The following is a 17,362-nucleotide window of genomic DNA, read 5'->3' as shown; positions in this document are numbered from 1 at the left end:
CCATCCAGGCGCCCCCGACAGCCGCCGACCGGCGGCGAGCAGACCCCGTCCCCCAGGAGGTCGAGAAGGTTGAGTCACAAGCGAATTCCGAAGCGCAAGGCCGCGATAGCGGTGGGCGGCGTGGCGGCGCTCGGAGCGGCGGCCATCCTGCTGCCCCATGCCAACGCCTCCCAGGACGGCGCGTCGGACGCCGCTGCCCCGAAGACCCTCAAGTCGTCGGACGCCTCGGACCTGGCCACTCAGCTCGCCGGACTGCTCGGCGACGCCTTCGCGGGCTCCTACTACGACGCGGGCGACCAGCAACTCGTCGTGAACGTGGTCGGCAACGACAACCAGGTGATTGTCCAGGCCAAGAAGGCCGGGGCGACCGTGCGCCAGGTCGACAACAGCATGGGCGAACTCGAGGCCGCCGCGCAGACCCTCAAGAGCGAGGCGACCATCCCGGGCACCGCCTGGGCGGTCGACCCCCGGACCAACAAGATCCTCGTCACCGCCGACTCCACCGTCACCGGCGACAAGTGGGACCAGCTGGAGTCCACCGTCGAGACCCTGGGCTCCGGCATGGCCACCATCAAGAAGTCCACCGGCACCTTCAAGACCTTCGCCTCCGGTGGCGACGCCATCTTCGGCGGCGGCGCGCGCTGCTCCCTCGGCTTCAACGTCACCGCCGCCGACGGCACCCCGGCCTTCCTGACGGCGGGCCACTGCGGGGTCGCGGCGGAGCAGTGGTCCGACGCGCAGGGCGGGGCCCCGGTCGGCACCGTCGACCAGGCCGTCTTCCCCGGCGCGGGCGACTTCGCGCTCGTCACGTACGACGACCCGGCCACCGAGGCGCCCAGCGACGTCAACGTGGGCGGCGGACAACTCGTCCCGATCGCGCAGGCCGCCGAGGCGGCGGTCGGGCAGCAGGTCTTCCGGATGGGCAGCACGACGGGACTCTTCGACGGCACCGTCACTGGCCTCGACGCCACCGTCAACTACCCCGAGGGCACGGTCACCGGCCTCATCCAGACCGACGTCTGCGCCGAGCCCGGCGACAGCGGCGGCTCCCTGTTCACCCAGGACGGCAGCGCGATCGGCCTGACCTCGGGCGGCAGCGGTGACTGCACGATCGGCGGCGAGACGTTCTTCCAGCCGGTGACCACGGCGCTGGAGGCGGTCGGCGCGACGCTGGGCGAGGGCGGGGCCGCAGACGCCGGGGACGCCGGGGACGCCGGTGCCGGTGCGGACACGGGCGCCGGTGAGGTTCCCGGTCTGGGCGACGAGGTCGGCCTCGGCAACGGGCTGTCCAAGACCCGGTGACGTACCACCCCATGAATGTCCCCTGACCGCCCCCCACCAGCGGCAGCGGACGACGCGGTCCGGTCCTTCGGCGGAGGGACCGGACCGCGGTGCTCGCACGGCCGCCCGTCAGTCACCCCGCGCCCGCAACAACAGCAGCGCCACGTCGTCGTCCCGTTCCTCCGCCGCGGCCTCCTCCCGCACCAGCGCGTCGGCCAGCTCGTCCAGCGGCAGGTCCCCGGCGTCCGTGAAGCGCCGACCGAGGTCGGTGAGGGCGTCCTCGATGTCGACGCCGGGCGATTCGACGAGACCGTCCGTGTAGAGGGCGAGCACGGAGCCGGGGGTGAGGGCGACCTCGGTCGTCGGGTAGACGGCGGAGCCGTCGATGCCGAGCAGCGGGCCCCCGGCCAGGTCCAGCACCCGTACCCGGCCGTCCGGGCGGCGCAGCAGCGGGGGCGGATGGCCCGCCCTGGCCATCACCGCCCGCCCGTGCTCCGGGTCGAGACGCAGATAGAGACAGCTGGCGAACAGGTCCGAACCCAGGTCGATCAGCAGCCGGTTGGTGCTGGCCATGACCTCCTGCGGGGACTGCCCGACGGCGGTGTACGCGCGCACGGCGGTGCGGATCTGCCCCATCAGCCCGGCCGCGGTCACGTTGTGACCCTGCACGTCCCCGATCACCGCCGCCGCCTGCCGCCCGGTGGGCACCAGGTCGTAGAAGTCGCCGCCGATGTCCATGCCGCGGGTGCCCGGCAGATAGCGGGCGGCGGCGTCGATGCCGGGCAGCGGCGGCAGCGAGTGCGGCAGCAGCGCAGCCTGGAGGCCGTGCGCGAGCTGGTGCTTGGCGTCGTAGAGCAGCGCCCGCTCCAGGGCGAGGGCGATCAGCCCGCCCAGGCTCGTGAGCACCGCACGCTCGTCGGCCGGGAAGGAGTGCGGTTCCGCGTAGGCGAGCACACAGGTGCCCACCGGCCGCCCGGAGGCGATCAGCGGCAGGAACGCCCAGGAGACGAACCCGTCCGGGGTGGCGGGCCGCGCCGGATACAGCCGCTCCAGTTGCTCCCGGGTCTCGAAGAACGCGGGCACCCCGCTGGTCAGGGCCTGCGCGCCGGGCGTCGTCGAGTTCAGCGGCAGCCCGTCGAACTGCTCCACCATGTGCGGGTCCGGATAGCCGCGGTGCCCCAGCACCCGCAGCCGCCCCGCCCGCGTCCCCAGCAGCACCTGCGCCTGGCTGCCCACCGCGGGCGCGATCTCGTCGGCGACCAGCTGCACCACGTCCCGCACGCCCACCGCCTGGGTCAGCGCCCCGGCCATGCTCAGCACCTGCGACATGGTCACCAGCCGGGACGGCGCGTCGCCCGGCCGCGGCCCGGCCCGTGCCATCTCCGCCACCGCCCGCGCCCTGCTGATCCGCACGCTCAGCCCGGTCGTGCTCGGATACAGCCGGAACGACAGCCAGTCGCCCGGCGGGCGCAGCGCCACGAACGAGGTGACGTGCTGACTGAACAGCGCGGCCCGGTAACGGTCCTCGTACACCGGGTCGTTGAGCCAGGGCACCGACGCCCACAGCTGGGTGCCGAGCAACCGGTCGGCCGACACGTCGAGCAGGTCGGCCGCCGCGGGGTTGACGAAGGTGATCCGCCCCTGCAGGTCCAGCGAGCACAGTCCGTACGGCAGCCGGGACACCATCCGGGTCGCCTCCACCGACCCGAGGGTGCCGGACATGTTGCCGATCAGCGGGGTGGCCAGCAGATCGGGCTCCGGGTGGGTCGGCAGCCCCTCGCGCGCCGCGCGCTCCAGGCGCACCGCGAGCCGTCGGCAGGACGCCGTCAGATGGTCCCGCTCCCGCTCCGACAGCTCCGGGGGGTGACCGCCGGGCCAGGTGACGAAGACCGACCCGTACAGCGTGCTCTCGGTCGCCACCGGCAGCGCGGCCAGCGCGAACGGGTACGGCAGCACCACGGCCACCCGGGGGAAGCGGCGCGCCATCTCCTCCGCGCCGGCGACCCAGACCAGGTTCCGGTCCCGGGCCGCCTCGGCGACCGGTATCGGCGCCGCGAGGCCCACCCGCTCCCAGGGCGCGGCGAACGCCCGGGGCAGGCCTGCCATCACCGCCATCTGGAGCACCGGCTCGTCGGGCGCGAGCAGATACACCGCGCCGGAGTGCGCGTGGACGTCGTCCATCATCGCGGCCAGCGTCAGCGACAGCAGCGGAAGGCCGACCGGAAGCCGGGGGGCCGGTGCCTGCCACCCGGTGTCCTGCCCCTCGGACACGCCGACCACCTCCTCGCCGTGCCGCACAACGGGTCCCAGGGAACAAATCTCCCTCTCCGGGGCGCGTCGCGCACGGCGAGAGTGCTCCGGGTCGCGGCCGGAGCCGTGGGAGCGCGCCGCCCCGGTTTCGGCCGGATCCGAGCGGTCGGCCGGGTGCCGTCACGGAACGTTCCCAGGCCCGCCGGACGGCGCGGAGCGTTCCCAGGGGCTGCGCGGTGGCCGCATAAGCGCTGTAATACCCACGTGGTCAGTCATGGCGCCGCAGGACGCAGCACGGTAACGCTGCGCACCGAAGGTGCCCTGAAAGCGCTCTTGGCCGATCCCGACTCCCCCGAACGGCGGCATCGGGTCCTCGAGCAGGCGCTGGTCTTCGCGGGGGCCGCCTTCGCCGCCGTCTACACGCCGAGCGAGGACGGCGACTCGCTCTTCCTGATCGAGTCCGCCGGGGCGCCCCGCACCCTGTACGGGCTGCGCGACAGCTACGCCGTGGACGGCCGCTCCCCGGTCGCCGACGCCCACCGCACCGGACGGCCGGTGTGGCTCGGGCCGCGGGAGCTGGCCGACCGGGCCGACTCCCGGCGCACCCCCTCGCGCGACTTCCATCTGGGCGCGCTGCCCGCGCACCACGACGACGAGGGCGGCTGTCTCCTCGCCGTCAGCGAGCGCGCCGAGGGCTTCGGACCGGAGGAGCGCCTGTGCCTGGAGCTGATCGCCGACGCCGTCGTCTGCCCCGTCCCCGTCTGGCGCCCCGAGGGCGGCGAGCCGCCGCCGTACGCCTTCGGTCTGTCGATGGACAGCGGGCGGGTCGACGTGGGCGAGGGCCTGCTGGAGCTGTTCGGGCTGCGTCCGCGTGAGTTCGACGGCCGGGTGGAGACCCTGCTCGGCCGTACCGTGCCCGAGGACCTGCCGTCGCTGATGTCCGTGGTCGAGGCCGACCACATGTCCATCGGCGAGCGGGAGCTGGAGTTCCGGGTGCTCCAGCCCACCGGCCCGCCGAAGTGGCTGCGGCTGCGCGGCCGTCTGCTGCCCGGCGGCGAGGGGCACCCGGCCCGTCTCGTCGGCAGCGTCGTCGACGCCTCCCACCTGCGTTCCGACGTCACCGACGTCGCCCGCATCCAGCGGCTGGCCGCCGCGCTCGCCACGGCGGGCACCGTACGCGACGTCAGTCAGGCCCTCGTCTCCGCGCTGCGCAAACCGCTGCGGGCCGACCGCATCGCCCTCGCCGAACTGGAGCACGACCGCCTCGTGGTCACCGTCCTGGACCCGCCCGAACCCGAGTCCTGGCCGGAGGTGTGGCGCCTGGAGTGGCGCGGCGAGTGGCCCGACGCGCCGGTGCGCACCATGCCCACCCTGGCCGCCGCGCTGAGCGACGGACGCGCCCAGATCTGGCCCGCCGGAGCCTCCGCCCTGGAGCCCGCCCTCGCCGAGGTCGGCCCCGGCGGACTCGCCGTGCTGCCGCTGCCCGCCGGGGGCCGCATGGTCGGCGCCTGCCTGATCGGCTGGGACACCCCGCACGACTTCGGCCCCGACGAGCGCGCCCTGCTCACCGCGTCCGCCGGACTCGCCGGACAGGCGCTGCTGCGCGCCCACGCCTTCGACGCCGAGCACGAACTCGTCGGCATGCTGCAGCGGCAGCTACTGCCGCGCCGCCTGCCGAAACTGCCGGGCGCGGAGGCCGTCGCCCGCTATCTGCCCGCCACGACAGGTCTGGAGGTCGGCGGCGACTGGTACGACGTCATCCCGCTGCCCGACAACCACGTGGCCCTCGTCATCGGCGACGTCCAGGGGCACAGCGCGGGCGCCGCGACCCTGATGGGCCAGATGCGCACCGCGCTGCGCGCCTACGCCGCCGAGGGACACCCGCCGGACGTGGTGGTCAGCCACGCCAACCGGCTCCTGGTCGACATGGAGACCGACCTCTTCGCCACCTGCGCCTATGTCGACGTCGACATGGAGGAGGGGTCCGCCTGGTGCGTGCGCGCCGGGCACCTGCCGCCCGTGCTGCGGCACCCGGACGGCTCCACGGACATCGCGGAGGCCGAGGGCGGGCCACCGCTCGGGGTGGTGGCGCAGGCCGACTTCCCCATGAGCCCGCTGCGGCTCCAGCCCGGCAGCCTGATCGCGCTGACCACCGACGGACTCGTGGAGTCCCCGGACTCCGACATCGACACCGGCATGGAACGCTTCGCCGAGGCGCTCGCCGCCGCCGGCGCCGACCACCTCGGCCACGTCGCCGACGCCCTGCTGGGCGGTGCCCGGCGCAGCGACGACATCGCCCTGCTGCTGATGCGCTACGACGGCATGGCCGTACGCCCCCGGCGGGAGAGCTGGACGGTGTGGCGGGTCCCCGAGGCTGTCCGGCACGCCCGCCGCTTCACCCGGCGCACCCTGCGCTCCTGGGGCGCGGCCGAGCATGTGGACGCCGCCCTCCTGGTCGTCTCCGAACTGGTGACCAACGCCCTGGTGCACACCGACGGCAAGGTCCGCCTCGACCTCACCCTGCTCAGCGACCGGCTGCGCATCTCGGTCGCCGACTCCTCCCCGCGCACCCCCGTGAAACCGACCAGCATCGGCTGGGAGGCCACCGGCGGCCGTGGGCTGCTGCTGATCGAGGCCATGTCGACGGCGTGGGGGAGCGTCCCGGTCAGCGGCGGCAAGCAGGTGTGGAGCGAGATGGCACTGAACCGCTGACCCATAGGCGTGCCGTAGCCTCACCCGAGTGAGGCATCACGAACCCAATGACTCGGCACCGGTCCCCGCGGCCCCCGCCGACCTCAATCTGCTGCGGACCTTCCTCGCCGTGTACCGCTCCGGTTCGTTCACGGCCGCCGGACAGCTGCTGGGGCTGTCGCAGCCGACCGTCACCACGCAGATCCGCTCGCTGGAGCGGCAACTGCGCCGCGAGCTGTTCGAGCGGCTGCCGCGCGGGGTCGCGCCCACGACCGTGGCGGACGAGCTGGCCGCCCGGATCGCCACGCCCCTGGACGCGCTGGCCGCCGCCACCGGCGACGGCGAGCCCCGGCAGACCCCGCCGGAGCCGGTGCACCTGGCCGGGCCCGCCGAGCTGCTGGCGACCCGGGCACTGCCCGCGCTGGGCCCCCTGGTGGCGGAGGGCGTCCGTGTCCGCGCCACACCCGGACTCACCGACCCGCTCCTCGACGAACTCCGCGCCGGACGCCATGACCTCGTCATCGCCACCACCCGCCCGCGCGGCCGGACCCTGACCGCCGTACCGCTCGCCGACGAGGAGTTCGTACTGGTGGCCGCGCCCGACTGGGCCGACCGGCTGCGGGCGCCGCTCGCGGCCGACGGACCCGGCGTGCTGCACACCGTGCCGCTGATCGCCTACGCCGAGGACCTGCCGATCGTCCGCCGCTACTGGCGGCACGTCTTCGGCAAGCGGCTCAACTGCCGGGCCGCCGTCTCCGTCCCCGACCTCCGGGCCGTCCTGGCGCTGGTGACGGGCGGCGCGGGGTTCAGCGTGCTGCCCCGCTATCTGTGCGCCGGGGCACTCGAGTCCGGCGCCCTCGCCCCCCTGGACGCCCCCGACGACCCGCCGATCAACACGTCCTTCCTGGTGCAGCGCCCGGGTCCGGCCCGCAGCGCGCACGTCACGCTGGTCCGCGACCGGTTGCTCACGGCCGCCCGGGAGTGGTGAGCGCGATTCCGGGTATGCGTGGGCGGATCCGAACCGACCTGACTACCCGGCGAACGGGCGGACAAGCAGCCGTGACCGCTGAGTGAAGGCAAAGCGAAGTCCGTTCGCGCGATCGCCGCTAAGGTGAGGCAGATGAAGGCACTCGTGCTGTCCGGAGGCGCCGGGACACGACTGAGGCCGATCACGCACACTTCGGCCAAACAGCTCGTGCCGGTGGCGAACAAGGCCGTGTTGTTCTACGGACTGGAATCGATCGCGGCGGCCGGTATCACCGACGTGGGACTCGTCGTCGGGGACACCGCCGAGGAGATCAGGGAGGCGGTCGGCGACGGATCGAGATTCGGGCTGAAGATCACCTACATACCCCAGGAACGCCCCCTGGGACTCGCCCACGCGGTGCTGATCGCCCGTGACTACCTCGGCGACGACGACTTCGTGATGTACCTCGGCGACAACTTCATCGTCGGCGGCATCACCGACCTCGTCGACGAGTTCCGGGCCACCCGCCCCGACGCGCAGATCCTGCTCACCCGCGTCTCCGACCCGCGCGCCTTCGGCGTCGCCGAACTCGGGCCCACCGGCAGGGTGATCGGCCTGGAGGAGAAGCCCGAGCGGCCCAAGAGCGACCTCGCCCTCGTCGGCGTCTACCTCTTCACGCCCGCCGTCCACGAGGCGGTGCGCGCCATCACCCCGTCCTGGCGCGGCGAACTGGAGATCACCCACGCCCTCCAGCACCTCCTGGACACCGGCGCCGACGTCCGCTGCACGATCATCAAGGGCTACTGGAAGGACACCGGCAACGTCGTCGACATGCTGGAGGTCAACCGCACGGTCCTGGAAACCGTCGAGCGCCGGATCGACGGCGAGGTGGACGAGGCCTCCGAGACGATCGGCCGGGTCGTCGTGGAGGCGGGCGCCCGGGTGGCGAACTCCCGCATCGTCGGCCCCGTCGTCATCGGCTCCGGCACCGTCGTCACCGACTCCTACGTGGGCCCGTTCACCTCCATCGCGGAGAACTGCCGCATCAAGGACAGCGAGTTGGAGTTCTCCATCGTGCTCCGCGACTCCTCCATCGACGGGGTCGGCCGCATCGAGAACTCCCTCATCGGCAGGCACGCCCAGGTCACCACCGCGCCCAGCGTGCCCAGCGCCCACCGACTCGTCCTCGGCGACCACAGCAGGGTGCAGATCCATACATGACCCGAGCGCAGACCCCCGTACGACCCAGGTGCGGACCCGCGTATGACCCAGGTGCGGACCCCCATATGACCAAGGTGCAGATCCACATATGACCCAGGTGCAGACCCACAGATGACCAAGGTGCAGATCGACACATGAACCTCCTCGTCACCGGCGCCGCCGGGTTCATCGGCTCCGCCTACGTCCGTACGCTGCTCGCCGACGACAGTCCCGACGCGCCCCGGATCACCGTCCTCGACCTGCTCACCTACGCGGGCTCCCGCGACAACCTGCCCGCCAGCCACCCCCGGCTGGACTTCGTGCACGGCGACATCTGCGACGCCGCCCTGGTCGACAAGCTGATGGCGGAGGCCGACCAGGTCGTGCACTTCGCCGCCGAGTCGCACGTGGACCGTTCCATCGACTCCGCCGCCGACTTCGTCCGCACCAACGTCCTGGGCACCCAGACCCTGCTGGACGCGGCCCTCAGACACGGCGTCGGCCCCTTCGTGCACATCTCCACCGACGAGGTCTACGGCTCCATCGACACCGGCTCCTGGCCCGAGACGCACCCGCTCCAGCCCAGCTCCCCGTACTCCGCCTCCAAGGCCTCCTCCGACCTGCTCGCCCTCGCCCACCACCGCACCCACGGCCTGGACGTCCGCGTCACCCGCTGCTCCAACAACTACGGGCCGCGCCAGTTCCCGGAGAAGGTCATCCCGCTGTTCATCACCAACCTCCTCGACGGACTGGCCGTCCCGCTGTACGGCGAGGGACTCAACGTCCGCGACTGGCTGCACGTCGAGGACCACGTCCACGGCATCGAGCTGGTGCGGACGAACGGCCGCCCCGGCGAGGTCTACAACATCGGCGGCGGCACCGAACTGAGCAACCGTGACCTCACCGGCCTGCTGCTGGAGGCCTGCGGCGCCGACTGGGACCGCGTCCGGTACGTCCCCGACCGCAAGGGACACGACCTGCGCTACTCCGTCGACTGGACCAAGGCCCGCACCGAACTGGGCTACCGCCCCCGCCACGACTTCACCACCGGCCTCGCCGAGACCGTCACCTGGTACCGGGAGCACCGCGACTGGTGGCAGCCGCTGAAGCGGGAGCGCGTATGAGGTGGCTGGTCACCGGGGCGGGCGGGATGCTCGGCCGGGACACCGTCGACGCCCTTCTGCGGCGCGGCGCGGACGTGACCGGACTGGGCCGGGCCGCGCTGGACATCACCGAACCCGACTCCGTCGAGCGGGCCTTCACCGAGCACCAGCCGGACATCGTCGTCAACTGCGCGGCGTACACGGCCGTCGACGACGCCGAGACCGACGAGGCCCGCGCCGCCCGGGTCAACGCCGAGGGCCCCAGGCTCCTGGCCCGCGCCTGCGCGGCGACCGGGGCCCGGCTGCTGCACGTCTCCACCGACTACGTCTTCGACGGCGACGCCCGCACCACGCCCTACCCGGAGGACCACCCGCCCGCCCCGCGCACCGCCTACGGCCGCACCAAACTGGCCGGTGAACAGGCGGCCCGCGCCGAACTCCCGGAGCACAGCGCGGTGGTGCGCACGGCCTGGCTGTACGGCGTCCACGGCCGCAGCTTCGTGCGCACGATGATCGGTCTCGAGGCCAGCCGCGACACCGTCGACGTCGTCGACGACCAGCGCGGCCAGCCCACCTGGAGCGCGGACGTCGCGGCGCTCCTCGCCGACCTCGGCCCCCGCGTCGGCCCGGACGCCCACGGCGTCTTCCACGCCACCGCCTCCGGCGAGGCCACCTGGTACGACCTGGCCCGCGAGGTCTTCCGCGGCCTCGGCGCCGACCCCGGCCGGGTGCGCCCCACCAGCAGTGCGGCCTACCCGCGGCCCGCGCCGCGTCCCGCGTACAGCGTTCTCGCCCACGGCCGCTGGGCGGCGGTGGGTCTGCCCGAGCCGCGCGCCTGGCGGGCCGCGCTGCACGAGGCGCTGCCCCTGATCCGCAAGGAGCACCAAGGAGTGACCAAGTGAAACGTCATGAGTTCCTCCGGGAACTGCACAAGGCCGTCGCGAACCGCAACTACCTGGAGATCGGGGTCAACGACGGCCGCAGCCTGCGGCTGTCCCGGGTGCCCAGCATCGCGATCGACCCCGCGTTCAAGGTGACCTCGGAGATCCACTGCGACGTCCATCTGGTGAAGGCCACCAGCGACGACTTCTTCGCCCGGGCCGATCCGCTGTCCCACCTCAAGGGGGGCCGTCACCCGGTGCGCAACATCGCCCGCGGCAGGCACCCGCTGGGCCACTGGCGGCGCACCACCCTCGACCTGTCGTTCATCGACGGCATGCACCTGTTCGAGTACGCGCTGCGCGACTTCATCAACATCGAGCGGCACTCGGACTGGTCCAGCGTCATCGTCTTCGACGACATGCTGCCGCGCAACGTCGACGAGGCGGCCCGCGACCGCCACACCGGTGCCTGGACCGGCGATGTCTACAAGATCATCGAGATTCTCGCCCGCTACCGCCCCGACCTCGCGACCGTCCTCGTCGACACCCAGCCCACCGGCCAGCTCGTGGTGTTCGGCGCCGATCCGCACAACACCGTGCTGAAGGACAAGTACGACGAGATCATGGCCGAGTACGAGGTGCCCGACCCGCAGAAGGTGCCGGAGGCGGTCCTCGAACGCGTCCGCGCCGTCCGCCCCGAGGAGTTCGTCGGCGCCGACTTCTGGCGTCCGCTGATCCGGGCCCGCAACCGCGGCCTGCGCCGCTCCCGGGGCTGGGAGCCGCTGCGCGCCGCCGTGCAGCGGCTGGCCCCCAGCCCCTGAGCCCGTCCCTACCCGCGCAGCCGCTCGTAGTGGGCGCGGCAGGCGTCGTACGACGGCAGGAGCCCGGTCCGCCGGGCCTCGGCCAGGGACGGCGCCGCCGCGTCCTTCGGCGACAGCACCGGGGCGATGCCCTCGGGCCACTCGATGCCCAGGTCCGGGTCGAGCGCGTGCACCCCGTGCTCACGCTCCGGCGCGTACCCGGTGGAGCACAGGTACACCACCGTCGCGTCGTCGCTGAGGGCCATGAAGGCGTGCCCGAGGCCCTCCGCGAGGAACACGGCGTGCCGGGTGTCGTCGTCGAGCCGTACCGCCTGCCACCGCCCGAAGTCCGGGGAGCCCACGCGCAGATCGATCACCACGTCCAGGACGGCACCGCGCACACAGGTGACGTACTTGGCCTGCCCGGGCGGCACATCGGCGAAGTGCACCCCGCGCACCACGCCCCGCCGTGAGACCGAGCAGTTGGCCTGCGCGAGATCCAGGTCGTAGCCGGTCGCCTCGCGGAACTCCGCACCCCGGTACCACTCGTGGAAACTGCCCCGCTCGTCCGGGAAGGCCTTGGGCTCCAGGACCCAGGCCCCCTCGATGTCCAGCGCTCGCACCGCGTCACCTCCCCTTGATCCAGGCCGTCGCCTTGCCCAGCGCCCGCCGTGCCCGCCGCGCCAGCCGCCGCGCGGCCGTGGGCCGGGTGCGCACCACCCGCACGCGTGCCCCGCCCGGCCCCGCTTGCAGGGGCAGCGGCAGCGGCACGAACTCCGGCTCGGCGGCGAGCGGATCCGGCCCGAGACCGACCCGCAGGACCCCGCCGCCCGCCAGCTGACCCGTCGGCAGTACGGCCTCCAGTACCGCGCCCGGCCCCGAGTCCACGGGGGACAGCGTGCCGGGGACGGTGACCGCCCGGTCCCCGCTCGCGGTCAGCCGCAGCCGCACCTTGGCGGCGCCGGGCGCGTACAGCGGCAGCCGCGCCCGCAGCCGCCCGCCCGTGACACGCACGTCACCCGCCCCGACCGGGGCGAGCCCCAGCCGCCCCCGCAGCCGGTCCACGTCCAGCGACAGGTTGCCGTGCGGATCGGTGAGGTAGGGCAGCACCACGCGTCCGGCGACGACACCGGCGTACGGCATCCGCAGCCCGGGCCCCGAGCCGGGTCTGCCCTCCTTCGTCCAGCCGCCGAGCCTGACCCGGCCGACGGCGTCCCAGGCCCCGGCGTCCAGCGGCCCCCCGCCCACCGCCCGGCCGGGGTCCACCGTGGCCGTCGCCCGCAGCACCAGGCGGACCCGGGAGCCGTCGCCGACCGGGACCGTCTCATGGGTGACCCGGGTCGGCTGGAAGTGCGGGGCGGAGCTGGAGCGTTCGCGCAGCACCAGATCGAAGGTCGCCTTGCCGAACCGGGCGACGTTGTCCGCGCCCAGCCGGTCCACCGCCTCGGCGACATCGCGGGGCGGCGCGTCGAACGAGGGCTGCCCGGCGTCGGCGGGGTAGGTCATGGGCTGCCCGTCGAGCGCGAACTCGGCGCTGAGCCGGACGCGCAGGACCCCGTCGTCCCACTCGACGTCGTCGGTGGTGACCGTCAGCCCGACCGCGGCCTCCCACTCGGCGAACGCCACCACGTCGTCGTACCGTCCGGCGGCGGCCAGCGCGGCGACGATCCGCTGGACGGGCTGGAGTCCGGCCGCGACACCGGGCCCGAAGCGCTCGGTGACGACCTTGTGGATCTCCTCGAACAGCTCGCGGCGGAAGTCCTCCGGCGCCGCCAGCAGTCGGCGCCCGCGCAGCCGCTCCACCATCTCGTTGCGCAGCCAGCGGCGCAGCAGCCGGTCGCGCAGCTCACCGGGCTCGGTGTACCGCTCGACGATGTCGAGGGCCTCGCGCAGATTGCCGAAGTACCCGGCCGGGTCGAACCGTTGGAAGCCCGCGTTGGAGCCGTCGTCGCGGCGGGTGTGGAAGTAGCAGACGTAGTCGCTGAGCACCGAGACGTTCTCGGCGCGCAAGTACGCCTCGGTGACGAAGACATGGTCCTCCAGGCGCCGTCTGCCCTCCGGGAAGCGCAGGCCGGTGCGGTCGAGGAAGGCGCGGCGGACCATCTTGTGCGGGGTGAGGCTGTCGATCAGCGGCGCGTTCCGCACGGAGGCCCGGGGCCGGTTCTCCCGGAACAGCTCCACCGGGACGCCGCGGCCCTTGCCCGCCATCTTGCCGACGACCACGTCCGCGCCGTGGGCGACGCCGTAGTCGTACATCCGCTCAAGGGCCTGGTCGCCGAGGTGGTCGTCGTTGTCGACGAACATCACGTACTCGCCGCGGGCGGCGGCGATGCCGACGTTGCGGGGCTTGCCCGACCAGCCGGAGTTCTCCTGGTGGATGACCTTGACCCGGGGGTCTTCGGCGGCGAGCGCGTCCAGCCGGGCGGGGGTCTCGTCGGTGGACCCGTCGTCGACGAAGATCACCTCGTATGCGTCGGGTGGGAGCGACTGCCTCAGCAGCGACGCGATGCACTCCTCGATGTACCGACCCGGGTTGTAGACCGGGACGACCACACTGACCTTGACCGGCATGAGCTACTGGGCCCCCTGGAGTTGCTTGCCGTTCACCTGCGGGCATGATGCGCGTGGCCCGATGCTAACCCTGCCGGGTCCCTCGCGGCGGATCCGCGTCGATCTCCGTTTCGCTCCCCTCGGCCCCGGGCGCCCGGTAGATCCGGCAAATGGCACATAGGCGCCGTGGGAGTGAGTCATGCGGCATGACCCGTTCATCGGCCGGGTGCGGGCCAGGTGCGGGCCAGGGCCCGGCTGGACAGCCGCGGCGCCGCCGGGCGGGCGACCAGGGCGAGCCTGGAGACGCTGGGGGAGCGGGTGCCGTCGACCGTGGCCGAGAAGGCCTCGGCGCGGCTCCCGCACGAGATCGGCGAGCATCCGCGGGGGTCGCCCACCAGCCCGGAGAGCCCTTCACCGGCGAGCGCACGAGCCAGGAGACGTTCTTCCGCCGGATCGCGGAGCGGGCCGGGACCAGTTGCCCCAAGGCGATCCACGCGGCGCGCCGTGTGGTGCAGGCCGTCGACGAGGCCACCGGCGGCTCCCCGAGCGGTCAGATCCGCCCGGCCCTGGACCACCAGCTGGAGTCGGTCGTCTTCTCCGGCCGCAAGGGCCACACATGACGGCACGGCCCACGCCGGGCGCGGGCCGTGCGGTCGGGCGACCGGGGCGCGGGACCGGTCAACTCGACGAGGGACCGGTCCAGTCGGCGGGCACGCGGGCCAGCCGGACCCGCTGCGGATGGTCGCCGACGGGGACGGAGACGGTCTTCTGGCCGGTGGCGAAGTCGATCGCGGTGACCTGGTCGGCGCCGCTCTCGGAGACCACACAGGACCTGCCGTCACCGCTGACGGTGGCCCAGTAGGGCTTGGCCGCGGGCACGAGCGGGCCCTCCCGCAGCGTCGCGCGGTCCACGACGGTGGCGTAGTCGTCCATGGTGCCCGCCACGCACAGCTTGCTGCCGTCCGGCTTCATCGAGATGCCGTGGTGGCGTGAGTCGTTGACGAAGGTGGTGCGGTCGTCCCCGGTCGCCGGGGTCTTCGGCAGGGTCTTGGTGCGGGTGATGCGGTCGGTGGCGACGTCGTACTCGAAGAAGCCGTTGAAGAACGACACCTGGAAGTAGAGCTTGGACTCATCAGGGCTGAAGGCCGCGGGCCGTACCGCGTCCGAGTAGTCCTTCAGGCCGATCGCGTCCAGTCGCGAGCGCATGTCGACCACCTTGACCTGCTGGAACGTCCGTGCGTCGACGACCGTGATGCGGCGGTCGCCCTTCGTCCAGTCCAGCCAGGGCGCGTCGAGGTCGGTGTTCACCTCGCCGATGGACATGTTCCAGATGCGGCCGTCACGGGTGAAGACGTTCTCGTGCGGCTTGTCACCGGTGGCGAAGCTGCCGACCTGCGCTCCCGTGTCGATGTTCAGCACGTGCACGGTGTTGGAGGTCGAGGCGGACACCGCGACCCGGGTGCCGTCGGGGGAGACCGCCATGTGGTCGGCGCGGTAACCGGACACCGGGAAGCGCCAGTTGATGTTCCCGCTGGCGAGGTCGAGGGAGACCACGTCGGCGAAGCTCGGCCGGGAGACGACCATCGAGCGGCCGTCCGGGGTGGCGTACATGTCGTCGACGAACTGGTCATGGCCCTCGCCGACGCTGTTGCGGATCGCCATGAAGTAGATCCACCGGATCGGGTCGGCGTTGATCTCGGCCATGCGCTGTGCCTTGTCGGGTACGACGTTGATCCGGCCGATCTTCGCGAAGTCCCCGGTGGACTTCAGCACGTCGGCGGTGCCGTCCCAGTTGTTGCCGACGAACAGCACCTCGCGCAGGGCGGCGGGGCCGGGGTCGGCGCTGGCGGTGGTCGCGGCGGTGGTCAGGGTCAGGGCGAGGGCGGCGGCCACGGAGCAAAGGTGCCTGGGTCTGATGGCAGGCATGGGTGCTCTCTCCTCGGGAGGGAAGCCGGAAGGGAAATCTGAACACGGTCACGTTCAGAGTGAACTTACTGAAAAGTAAGGAGAGTTGGCCTTCACCACAAGACCGCGTACACGACAAAATTGGAGATCAGGACCGGGGACCGGTACGGCGGGGGAACGGGGTGGATCACGTGGCGGGCAGGCTCAAGGCGCCGACCGGCCGTTACGGCGGCAGATCGGCCGAGGAGCGCAAGGCAGAGCGCCGCGGCCGGTTCCTCGACGCGGCACTGCGGCTGTTCGGCGATACTCCCGGCTACCGCGCCACCACCGTCGCCGCCCTCAGCGAGGCCGCGGGCCTGTCCACCCGCCAGTTCTACGAGGAGTTCCGCACCCTCGAGGACGTCCTCGCCGCCCTGCACCTCCAGGTCAACGACTGGGCGGAGCAGGCGGTCGTGGCGGCCCTCGCGGACGCGGGCGGGCTGCCGCTCGCCGACCGGGCCGCCGCGATCTTCCGCGCCTACGCCGCCAACGTCACCGCCGATCCGCGCCGCATCCGCATCACCTTCGTCGAGATCGTCGGCGTCAGCCCCCGCCTGGAGGAACAGCGGCTGGCCCGCCGCGCCCGCTGGGTCGACCTGCTGTGCGCCGAGGCGACCGCGGCCGTCGCCCGGGGCGAGGCGGCCCCCCGTGACTACCGCCTCGCGGCGACGGCCTTCATCGGCAGCGTCAACGGACTGCTGCACGACTGGAACGCCGGATGGGTCGAGGCCACCCTGGAAGAGGCCGTCGACGAACTGGTCCGCCAGCTGCTGTGCATCCTGCGCCCGGCGGGCTGGGACCCGGGGGCTGGTCCGTGAGGGGCGGACCCGGGGGCGGGTCCGTGCGGGGCCGGGCTACTCGTCCCAGGCCTGGATCAGCGTCTGCTCGGTGATCTTGCCGCCGCGCAGCGAGACCATGGACTCGGCGAGCACCCGGACGCCGTCCGGATACTGGCAGGACTCGCTGAACGCGAGCCGGTCGCCCTGGACCACACAGGTGTCCAGCTTGTGGGTCATGTCCCGGCTGTAGACGTCGTCGAGGAAGGTGCTGATCTCGTCCCGGCCGTGCATCACCTTGGGGTGGCTGGGCTGGGTGTTGCGGTCGATGACGCGCACTTCCGCGTCGTCCGCGTACAGCGACAGCAGGGTGGACGCGTTCTGTTCCTCGATGCCCCGGCGCAGTGTCTCGGTGTCGAAGCCGGTGCCTGCCGCAGTGCCCATGGTGACCTCCTCCAAGAGCCGCGGCCCGATCCGCGCGGGCCGCGAAGGGCCTCACTACGAGCGTCCTCCGCCTCCCGCCGCCCGGCAAACGCAGGCCGCCCGCTGCGCCTCATGGGTGACCGGCGCCGGGGCCCCGTGTCCGGGCCGGGTCCGGTGCCGTTGCTGGAAGCATGATCTCAACACGTCGTATCGTCGCTGCCGTTGGTCTCGCCGCCGGTGTCGCAGGCCTCGCCGCCCCCACGGCGAGCGCCGCCGAGGCGGAGTCCAAGGGCACCGACAAGATCAGCCCGCTGGCCATCGTCGACTCGCTCCAGGTCAAGGACATGCCCCTGCGCTACCGGGAGGCCCTGCCGCTGCCCTCCCAGCAGGTGGCCCAGTTCAGGCGCCTCAAGGAACTGGAGCAGGTCGCCGCCCCGATCGCTCCCGTCGTCGGGCTGGTCCACGGCATCAAGTAGCACCACCCCGCGGCGCCGGA

At 72.8% G+C, this 17,362-nt stretch carries 14 protein-coding genes and 1 pseudogene; 10 read left to right on the top strand and 5 right to left on the bottom strand.

What is annotated here, in order from left to right:
- Positions 1 to 69 precede the first annotated feature (69 nt).
- Complete coding sequence (locus ACFVQG_RS32350) at positions 70 to 1,302, top strand: S1 family peptidase (protein ID WP_383390290.1); 1,233 nt, start codon at positions 70 to 72, stop codon at positions 1,300 to 1,302.
- Between the two features lie 108 nt (positions 1,303 to 1,410).
- Here the strand turns inward: ACFVQG_RS32350 and ACFVQG_RS32345 are convergent, their stop codons facing one another.
- On the bottom strand, positions 1,411 to 3,561 hold the full coding sequence (locus ACFVQG_RS32345) for a SpoIIE family protein phosphatase (protein ID WP_383390733.1): 2,151 nt from the start codon (positions 3,559 to 3,561) through the stop codon (positions 1,411 to 1,413).
- Between the two features lie 234 nt (positions 3,562 to 3,795).
- Here ACFVQG_RS32345 and ACFVQG_RS32340 point away from each other — a divergent pair, with 234 nt between their 5' ends.
- The 6 genes from ACFVQG_RS32340 to ACFVQG_RS32315 all read left to right on the top strand — a co-directional run bounded on the left by ACFVQG_RS32340 (position 3,796) and on the right by ACFVQG_RS32315 (position 11,194).
- Positions 3,796 to 6,243, top strand: coding sequence for a SpoIIE family protein phosphatase (locus ACFVQG_RS32340; RefSeq protein ID WP_383390288.1), 2,448 nt, complete (start codon positions 3,796 to 3,798; stop codon positions 6,241 to 6,243).
- 28 nt (positions 6,244 to 6,271) lie between these two features.
- The gene (locus ACFVQG_RS32335; RefSeq protein ID WP_383390285.1) at positions 6,272 to 7,210 is read left to right on the top strand and encodes a LysR family transcriptional regulator; all 939 of its coding nucleotides are present in this window, start codon (positions 6,272 to 6,274) and stop codon (positions 7,208 to 7,210) included.
- Between the two features lie 132 nt (positions 7,211 to 7,342).
- Positions 7,343 to 8,410, top strand: coding sequence for a glucose-1-phosphate thymidylyltransferase (locus ACFVQG_RS32330; protein ID WP_383390282.1), 1,068 nt, complete (start codon positions 7,343 to 7,345; stop codon positions 8,408 to 8,410).
- Positions 8,411 to 8,544: 134 nt separating this feature from the next.
- Positions 8,545 to 9,513 (top strand): dTDP-glucose 4,6-dehydratase, encoded by a 969-nt coding sequence (rfbB, locus tag ACFVQG_RS32325; protein ID WP_383390279.1) that lies wholly within the window; start codon positions 8,545 to 8,547, stop codon positions 9,511 to 9,513.
- Entirely contained in the window at positions 9,510 to 10,394 is an 885-nt protein-coding gene (gene rfbD / locus ACFVQG_RS32320; protein ID WP_383390276.1) for a dTDP-4-dehydrorhamnose reductase, read from the top strand. Before rfbB ends, rfbD begins: the two co-directional genes overlap by 4 nt.
- Positions 10,391 to 11,194, top strand: a complete 804-nt coding sequence (locus tag ACFVQG_RS32315) for a class I SAM-dependent methyltransferase (RefSeq protein ID WP_383390273.1) — start codon at positions 10,391 to 10,393, stop codon at positions 11,192 to 11,194. Before rfbD ends, ACFVQG_RS32315 begins: the two co-directional genes overlap by 4 nt.
- An 8-nt stretch (positions 11,195 to 11,202) precedes the next feature.
- On the opposite strand, the gene rfbC is transcribed toward ACFVQG_RS32315, so the two are convergent.
- A complete protein-coding gene (gene rfbC / locus ACFVQG_RS32310; RefSeq protein ID WP_383390272.1) occupies positions 11,203 to 11,796 on the bottom strand; it encodes a dTDP-4-dehydrorhamnose 3,5-epimerase in 594 nt (197 codons plus the stop codon).
- A gap of 4 nt (positions 11,797 to 11,800) precedes the next feature.
- Positions 11,801 to 13,744, bottom strand: coding sequence for a glycosyltransferase family 2 protein (locus tag ACFVQG_RS32305; RefSeq protein ID WP_383390269.1), 1,944 nt, complete (start codon positions 13,742 to 13,744; stop codon positions 11,801 to 11,803).
- A 216-nt stretch (positions 13,745 to 13,960) separates the two neighbouring features.
- Here ACFVQG_RS32305 and ACFVQG_RS32300 point away from each other — a divergent pair.
- Positions 13,961 to 14,053: pseudogene (locus ACFVQG_RS32300) on the top strand (DUF2267 domain-containing protein); the annotation flags it as partial.
- A gap of 348 nt (positions 14,054 to 14,401) precedes the next feature.
- Here ACFVQG_RS32300 and ACFVQG_RS32295 read toward each other — a convergent pair.
- Positions 14,402 to 15,649, bottom strand: a complete 1,248-nt coding sequence (locus tag ACFVQG_RS32295) for a YncE family protein (RefSeq protein ID WP_383390267.1) — start codon at positions 15,647 to 15,649, stop codon at positions 14,402 to 14,404.
- A gap of 170 nt (positions 15,650 to 15,819) precedes the next feature.
- On the opposite strand from ACFVQG_RS32295, the gene ACFVQG_RS32290 reads away from it, so the two are divergent.
- Complete coding sequence (locus ACFVQG_RS32290; protein ID WP_383390264.1) at positions 15,820 to 16,485, top strand: TetR/AcrR family transcriptional regulator; 666 nt, start codon at positions 15,820 to 15,822, stop codon at positions 16,483 to 16,485.
- Between the two features lie 36 nt (positions 16,486 to 16,521).
- Here ACFVQG_RS32290 and ACFVQG_RS32285 read toward each other — a convergent pair whose 3' ends face one another.
- Positions 16,522 to 16,887 carry a nuclear transport factor 2 family protein gene (locus ACFVQG_RS32285; RefSeq protein WP_383390261.1) on the bottom strand — a complete coding sequence of 122 codons (366 nt, stop codon included), beginning with the start codon at positions 16,885 to 16,887 and terminating at the stop codon, positions 16,522 to 16,524.
- 170 nt (positions 16,888 to 17,057) lie between these two features.
- Here ACFVQG_RS32285 and ACFVQG_RS32280 point away from each other — a divergent pair, with 170 nt between their 5' ends.
- Positions 17,058 to 17,342, top strand: coding sequence for a hypothetical protein (locus ACFVQG_RS32280; protein WP_383390259.1), 285 nt, complete (start codon positions 17,058 to 17,060; stop codon positions 17,340 to 17,342).
- The last annotated feature ends 20 nt before the right edge of the window (positions 17,343 to 17,362 follow it).

The sequence above is a fragment of the Streptomyces sp. NPDC057877 genome, assembly GCF_042796855.1.
In the GTDB taxonomy this organism is placed as follows: Bacteria; Actinomycetota; Actinomycetes; order Streptomycetales; family Streptomycetaceae; genus Streptomyces.
The sequence above is the reverse complement of the archived record's forward strand: the minus strand, read 5'-3'. Positions and strand labels throughout refer to the sequence as shown.